We start from the raw sequence: 6,794 nt of genomic DNA, 5'->3' as shown, positions 1-6,794 counted from the left end.
GAACTGGTGTAAAAAGAACTTTATAGAAATTAAATATACACAACCGGGAAAGCCAATGTAAAATGGATATATAGAACGATTTAACCGTTTCTTTAGGGAGGATATATTAGATGCCTATTATTTCAATGACATTTATCAACTTCAAAAAATAAGCGACAACTGGAGAGAAGACTATAATTTTAATCACCCGCATAAATCTTTAGGTAATATATCACCTAAAGAATTCATGCCCAGATTTGATGAAGAATTTAAATTCTTCATCAAATCTGACCCAAATAATAATTATTTATCGAAATTAGAGGTGTCCTAAGAAGGGGAAGTCTACACGACCAACTACAACACTCAAAGTCCTGATGCTTGGACTCATGATTTGTCATTCCTTCAGTCGCAAGCAGATCGAATGATACAAGTGCAATTATTCCAAGACTATTACACCAACCTACTTGCCTACCCTACTTGGCAAAAGATGTTGAAAGAAACTCAGCCCAAAACATTAATTGCATGGGGTGCTAAAGACGTAAAATTTAATGCTGATGGTGCAAAAGCCTATTTAAAAGATTTACCCAATGCGGAACTACATTTATTAGATGCTGGTCATTTTGCCGTAGAAGAAAAGACTCGTGACATTACGTTACTGATACTTAATTTCCTCCCATAGTGCTTCGGTAAAATTTAAGGTTTTACAAGTAATAGCAGCAACGTTGCTTTATAAAAAAAGGAGGACCACCAAAATATTGATAGTCCTCCTTTTTAATTTTTTAAATAGGATAGTTATTAGAACTTCCCATTATTATTTTTCCATTCTGTTTTTGGAGGAATTGGCGCTATAACATCCCAATGCTCTACTATAAGTCCGTTTTCTAAACGAAATAAATCATAATAAGCGGTATGTGCTCCTTTTCCAAATTTACCTTCACTAATGCTAAGCACAAAATTGCCTTGCCCTAACACTAAGTGTAGCTTATCATATTCCATCACTAAATTATTGGCTGCGAAATACTGCATAGCTGCTCCAAAACCTTCTAAACCATCTGCTACTGCAGGATTGTGTTGTACATACTCTTTAGGATTGATATAGCTCGTTAATTGATCCATTTCATGCCCCAATAAAACATGTTCAATAAACCCTTTAATAACAGCCTTATTAGCTTCCGTTTTATCTAAATCTGTTAGCGCTGTAGCTCCATCAAATTGTGTTCTACCACTAGGGTTTGGTTTTTGAACAGGTAATAAGTTATCCCAATGCTCTACTATTTTCCCATCTTCAAAACGAAAAACATCAAAGCCTGCTTTTGGACCAAAAAAATCATAAGATGTATGGGTAAATACATAAGCACCATCTTGAAAAGCACGAAGTACATCAGCTTTAAAACCTCCTTCTGGAGCATGTTGCATTAAAGCTCCAAAACCTTCTAAACCATCTGCAACTCCTAAATTGTGCTGAATATATTTTGTTGGATTAATATACGAAATTGGTGTTTGATCTCCAGTATTAAAACTGTTTAGCAAAGCAACCACTTTATCTTTATTCGTGAGTGTCACATTTTTTAATGCACTTAATGCTTGGTAACGAATCATAGCTATAGACGTTTGATCCATCATTCCCATAAATTCTTTGGCAATTGGCGCCTGCATAAAATCATTAATTACGGCATCAGAATTTGCTTTAGTATCCCAATACGCTACTACAATTTGCTCTCCCGCTTCATTAGAGCCCGTAATACGCTGTAAAAATCCTTTTTGTTGCTCACTAAATTCCGTACCAACTTTTTTATTTACCTTTTTAAAGGCTTTGGCATCCGTATTTTCTTTTGTTTTAAAGGTCATTACTTCTGTAAACGTACTATTTGTGGCCGTAAATTTATCTGCGATGGTAAAGCGAGACATTTTCATGGTGCTGCTTTCAATCATACCCGCATAAGTGGCAACAGCTTTATCTGCCATAAACTTATCCATAGAAGCTTTTGCTGCATCAAGAGATTCCCAATACACCATTACCACATACTCCCCTTGCTCATTAACGCCACTTTGACGTCTGATATAACCAGGTTGTTTACTCGTGAATGAATCCTCTATTTCTGCATCAAGTTTATTAAATTCTGCCTCACTTGCCGTAGTTTTTAGCTTAAAGCTTGTGAACTCTAAAACTGTTGTTGGTTCTTTCTTTTCTGCATGGCAACTTGCTATTACCATGGTAAATAGACTAAGTACTATTAATTTTGTTTTCATAATGTATATGTGTGTGTTTAGTTAGTAGATGTATTAAAACCAATCTGCTCCAGGAGTAATTAAAAAGAATTGGAAGGTGCTATTTTAAAATCGGTTTTCGTAGTGCATATTCTTGATCATCTGAACACGATACAAAAAATGGTGTGGTAAAAATGGCTAAAAGCCCTAAGGCTAATTTTAGATAGTTCATCATTTCAATTGGTTTTTTTGATACTGCAAAGTTGCGGTTTGCAAGACATATTTCAATTATCAAAATGATGACAAAAAAAGTAAAAGTATAACCAGCTATTTAGACTTGTTGTCTAAATTTCAAGGGAGTAATCTGGGTGTTTTTCTTAAAAAACTTAGTCATATTCGCAGGCTCATCAAAGCCTGTTTTATAACATATTTCTTTTACAGATAAGGAGGTTGATAACAAATATCTTTTAATTTCAATCGTCACAAAATCGTCAATAAAGGCTTTAACTGTTTTACCCGTTAATTTTTTCACGACATCATTTAAAAACTTATACGACACACTTAATTCTTCTGCGTAAAATTTTGAATTTCTTGTAGTTATATAATTCACTTCAAGTGAATTTTTAAATGTATTAAATACTTCAAGCCAGAGCGTTTTAACACTACTCGTAGAGTGTAATTGTTTAACGCGCTCTGCTTTTATAAGTAATATATGTAGGTAAGCACGTAACATTTCTGCTTTTGCAAAACCACCTTCTAAATGATACTCTACATAAAGGTTTTGGACTGTCTCTAAGAAGATAGCTCCCTCTGTACCTTCTAAGGTCACTAATGGTGTTTCTAAATGGTAATTATATAACCTGTCTAAATGAATACTATTAGAAAGGAAGTAATTTTGTTCTAAAAACTGACTATTTAATAGAATACAAAACCCTTCTATATTTTGAAAATTTTCTGTAAAATGATGTACTTGATTTTTAGCAATAAATAGAATGCTCCCTTTTTTTAATTCGTAAAATTTGAAGTCAACATAATGGGTATAGAAATCTTTTGTAACAATCAATATTAAATAAAACTGAATCTTATGAGGAGAAAATGGATCATGATCTTCAGTTTTATTCAATTGTGCTTGAGTTTGAGCAAAAGTCATTACCTCAATATCCAATGGAATATCTGATTTATACGCTATCTGAGGCAAGGAGCTTATCATAAAGTAAAAGTATGAAATTATTAGCTTCTGCTAGGTTATATCGCTTTTTCTACAAGAGATACGATTATAAAAAAACGTATTCTAATGAATACTTTTTTTATAATCTGTTCCTACACTTCTAATTTTAGCGTTTTTTATTTAAAGACTACTTCTCTATCGCTTTAAAGTACTGCATATTGCGTTACATAAGTATCTGTGATATCTTTAAAACTATTAGTACAATAAATATGATCAATACTCTCTTTTAACTCCTCAAAGCCATAATTAAATTGTGCATGGGTTACATACAAAAATACCTTAGTGGCTCCTTGTGCTTTCAGTGCTTCTGCTAAGAATTTGAAGGTTCTTCCACCGTCTGCTAAATCATCTACAATCAAGCATTCTTTGCCTTTTACATCCCCTTGAATACTAATTACCGGAGCGCCATTAATTCTAACTTTATTAGAAGGTACTAAATCCGCTGCCAGCTTTTCTGCAATTTCATGCGTGGTTTTATAAGCCCCTGCATCTGGACTCACCAATACCGGATGGCCTAATGCCTTAAAAGTCTTTTCTACATATTGAAAATGAGAAATCATTTCACTATTCGCTATTAATGCTAGAGAAATAGGGCTGTGCGGATGTAAGATAGAAACTTTATCAAACTTCATACTATTGATAAAATTAGCAATGACTTTCAGATCAAAAGATTCTGCTTTATGAAACCGTCTATCGGAACGTTGCCCAATTAAACATAAAATGGTTAAAATGGCGACTGCATTTTTATGCATGGCATTTTCTGCATCCCAAGCCTCTTTTATAGCAGCTATGGTAAATAAATCTTGATAGCTATTTCCTCTAATCTTAAGGTCTAAATTGCCTCCTTCTATAATTTTGGCGGTTACTTGCCCATCATTAAATTTCTTTATTTCGTATTTCATCTGTAAGTTTTTTATTTTGTTCAAATTTTTCAGCTACTTGTTCTAAATAATTTAAGTTTTCAATAGTATTGATCATAAACTGGGGAATGCCTTTTAAACCAAATCTTCCAGCCATTATCCCTGTAGTAATAGAAGCGAATGAATCTACATCTCCTCCTAATAAAACTGATTTCTTCAATGCTTCAAAAGGATTTTTAGAATTCTTAAGTACATATAAAACCGCTCCTGCAGTAAACTTTGAATCTGACGGCACTCCGTTTATTCCAGGTAAAAAATACGGAGCTTGTATGGGTTGACTTCCGCATAGGATGGTAAATTCTTCTGTATTCAAGTTTTCATACATACTTAGCTCATTCACTTTTGACAGATATGCTTTGTATTCTTCGTTTAAATTAACCGTACTAAAGCAATAGTCTATAACATGGGCTGTATCTCCTTTTTTTATAAGAACATATTCTGATGCTCTGGCTATACATTGACTCGATAGTACAGCATTTTTATTTGGATGCGTAGCGTTGGCGTTAATAGCGGCATACTCATTAATCAAATCATCCCGCAACAAGCCCAAAGGAACTGATCTCATTGCTGGAGCATTTCCTGGATTAGGTCTATCCCTTTGAAAATCCCGAACTTCTTCTATTGTTTTAGCTCCAGAATAGTACCAACTCATAGAGCCATGACCATTTCTTCCGTATCCCTTTTGAGCTTTACCAAGTTCATATTCTTCTTTCCATTTTTGAACTAATAAATCTTCAGAAAAAACTTCTCCCGAATTTAAGGCGTTTATTAATCCAATAGTCATTTCAGTATCATCTGTATACTCCCAAGCAGTGTAATTTTTGGTAAATACTTCTTTTTTTTCTGGTGCAACTTTTATTTTGTCTCTAGCATTTACAAATTTTGAGAAATCTACATGTTGGCGTATCCAATCTCTATCTTGAAACTCTACTCCAGCTCCAAATGCATCTCCAATCGCTATACCTAAAAGTATTTCCTTTATCATTACAAAAATTTATAGATTCTCATTGATCCGATCTCTTATCTCTTGCAGGTTTACTTGATTCATAAATTTTCCGTCTTCATAAATTACCTGCAATGCTCCTTCGCTTTCGACTGCTGGTGTTACTTGATCTACCAAAACAAACTCTCCATCAACCACATCCACTTTTATCAATCCTTTAGCCGATTTTTTAACTCCATCATCTGTAATTGGATCTTTGAAAATTTCTCTTCGTTCACCATTTACCACTACAGAGGTAGCTTTCATTGCAAAACCAAAAGTATCTCTAGTATTAAATTGATAAGTAAAAGAACCAATTCCTAAGACAACATTCGTAGTAGCAAAACCTTTAGCACTCAAACGTTGACAAATATTCTCTGCTCTTTCTGTAGTAATACTATCCCCGTATATAGCACCAATATGTGCATCTAAAACTTTAAAACCTTGGGCATTTACAGTACCTCCAAAAATATCCCAAAGGAGTTCTACAACACCTTTATCTTTAGGACTTTGAGCGCCAAGTACCGCAGCTTCGCCACAGATAATGTCTACAGGGTCTCCGCTATCTGGTCTAATCACCAATTTACCATCTCTTGCTAAAACTTCTTCTTTTAACTGTGGGAGATAATCCGTAAGTACTTTCCATAAATCCCAAGTATCACTCACCACAGATAATATCCCAGTAGGATACGTATCCATTAAAGCTCTAAATGTACCCAATTCATCATCTTTTGTTCCTGCACACATTACGGAGTGTTCTGTAGCATTCACAGAGCCTACCACAAAGCCTTTGGCATGATAGTAGTTGCGAAGCGTACTAATTACAGGTAAGGTGTCCGATCCTAAAAATACTGCAGCATGCCCCATACCAGAAGAAACTGCACTTTGTAAACCTCCCATTCCGCGCATAGAAAAATCATGTCCTTGAAAATCTATAAAGCCCATATTTTCTTTGTCGGTGGCTAATGTCCATTTTTTGAAAATCCTTTTATAACATAAGGCAATAGATGCCGAGGTCATCGGTTGCCATAACATGGTAGACAAAATAGTTTCTAAAAAATTTGTAATCCAATAGAATTTTTTGTCTGTGTTTACCACAGTTACCATAGGAACTCTAATAGGAACCTCTAGTCCTTCTGGTAAAGATTTAGCTCTGATAGGCAAGTATTGTAAATCATGTAATTCTTCATAGTGCGTCACATCGTAATCTGTACCTAAATACAACGACAATTCCTCTTTTAATTCATTACACACTTGCGCTTTTGGTTTCGAAAAGAAATTATCTTGAAAATAATCATGCAACCATTGAAATACATATTGTTGCCCAAAAGAAACTACCTTATCACATCCTTTTGGTGCATATTTATTACTTCTAGGCGTCCAATTAGAATATACTTCTTCTGTCCCTTTTGGGTATTGTTGGTGGTGTCCTGTTTTGTATCCGTCTGTTAAAAATAATCCGTTCATGTTATGTTAT

General features: G+C 34.3%; 7 protein-coding genes. 2 read left to right on the top strand and 5 right to left on the bottom strand.

Annotated elements, in window-relative coordinates; all coding sequences use genetic code 11:
- The first annotated feature begins 70 nt into the window (after positions 1 to 70).
- The gene (locus BLQ19_RS21785; protein WP_081977638.1) at positions 71 to 310 is read left to right on the top strand and encodes an integrase core domain-containing protein; all 240 of its coding nucleotides are present in this window, start codon (positions 71 to 73) and stop codon (positions 308 to 310) included.
- A 90-nt stretch (positions 311 to 400) separates the two neighbouring features.
- Positions 401 to 658 carry an alpha/beta fold hydrolase gene (locus BLQ19_RS09610; protein ID WP_051327648.1) on the top strand — a complete coding sequence of 86 codons (258 nt, stop codon included), beginning with the start codon at positions 401 to 403 and terminating at the stop codon, positions 656 to 658.
- 116 nt (positions 659 to 774) lie between these two features.
- On the opposite strand, the gene BLQ19_RS21580 is transcribed toward BLQ19_RS09610, so the two are convergent.
- The 5 genes from BLQ19_RS21580 to BLQ19_RS09585 form a co-directional block, all read right to left on the bottom strand.
- Positions 775 to 2,229, bottom strand: coding sequence for a nuclear transport factor 2 family protein (locus BLQ19_RS21580; protein ID WP_254788328.1), 1,455 nt, complete (start codon positions 2,227 to 2,229; stop codon positions 775 to 777).
- A 289-nt stretch (positions 2,230 to 2,518) separates the two neighbouring features.
- Positions 2,519 to 3,397, bottom strand: a complete 879-nt coding sequence (locus BLQ19_RS09600; RefSeq protein WP_074538196.1) for an AraC family transcriptional regulator — start codon at positions 3,395 to 3,397, stop codon at positions 2,519 to 2,521.
- Positions 3,398 to 3,558: 161 nt separating this feature from the next.
- The gene (locus tag BLQ19_RS09595) at positions 3,559 to 4,317 is read right to left on the bottom strand and encodes a phosphoribosyltransferase family protein (protein ID WP_025615332.1); all 759 of its coding nucleotides are present in this window, start codon (positions 4,315 to 4,317) and stop codon (positions 3,559 to 3,561) included.
- Positions 4,292 to 5,320, bottom strand: a complete 1,029-nt coding sequence (locus tag BLQ19_RS09590) for an ADP-ribosylglycohydrolase family protein (protein ID WP_074538195.1) — start codon at positions 5,318 to 5,320, stop codon at positions 4,292 to 4,294. Before BLQ19_RS09590 ends, BLQ19_RS09595 begins: the two co-directional genes overlap by 26 nt.
- A 9-nt stretch (positions 5,321 to 5,329) precedes the next feature.
- On the bottom strand, positions 5,330 to 6,784 hold the full coding sequence (locus BLQ19_RS09585; protein WP_074538194.1) for a nicotinate phosphoribosyltransferase: 1,455 nt from the start codon (positions 6,782 to 6,784) through the stop codon (positions 5,330 to 5,332).
- Between the last annotated feature and the right edge of the window lie 10 nt (positions 6,785 to 6,794).

This window comes from Cellulophaga baltica (assembly GCF_900102165.1).
GTDB lineage: Bacteria > Bacteroidota > Bacteroidia > Flavobacteriales > Flavobacteriaceae > Cellulophaga > Cellulophaga baltica.
This window is presented reverse-complemented; position numbering and strand designations above follow the sequence as displayed.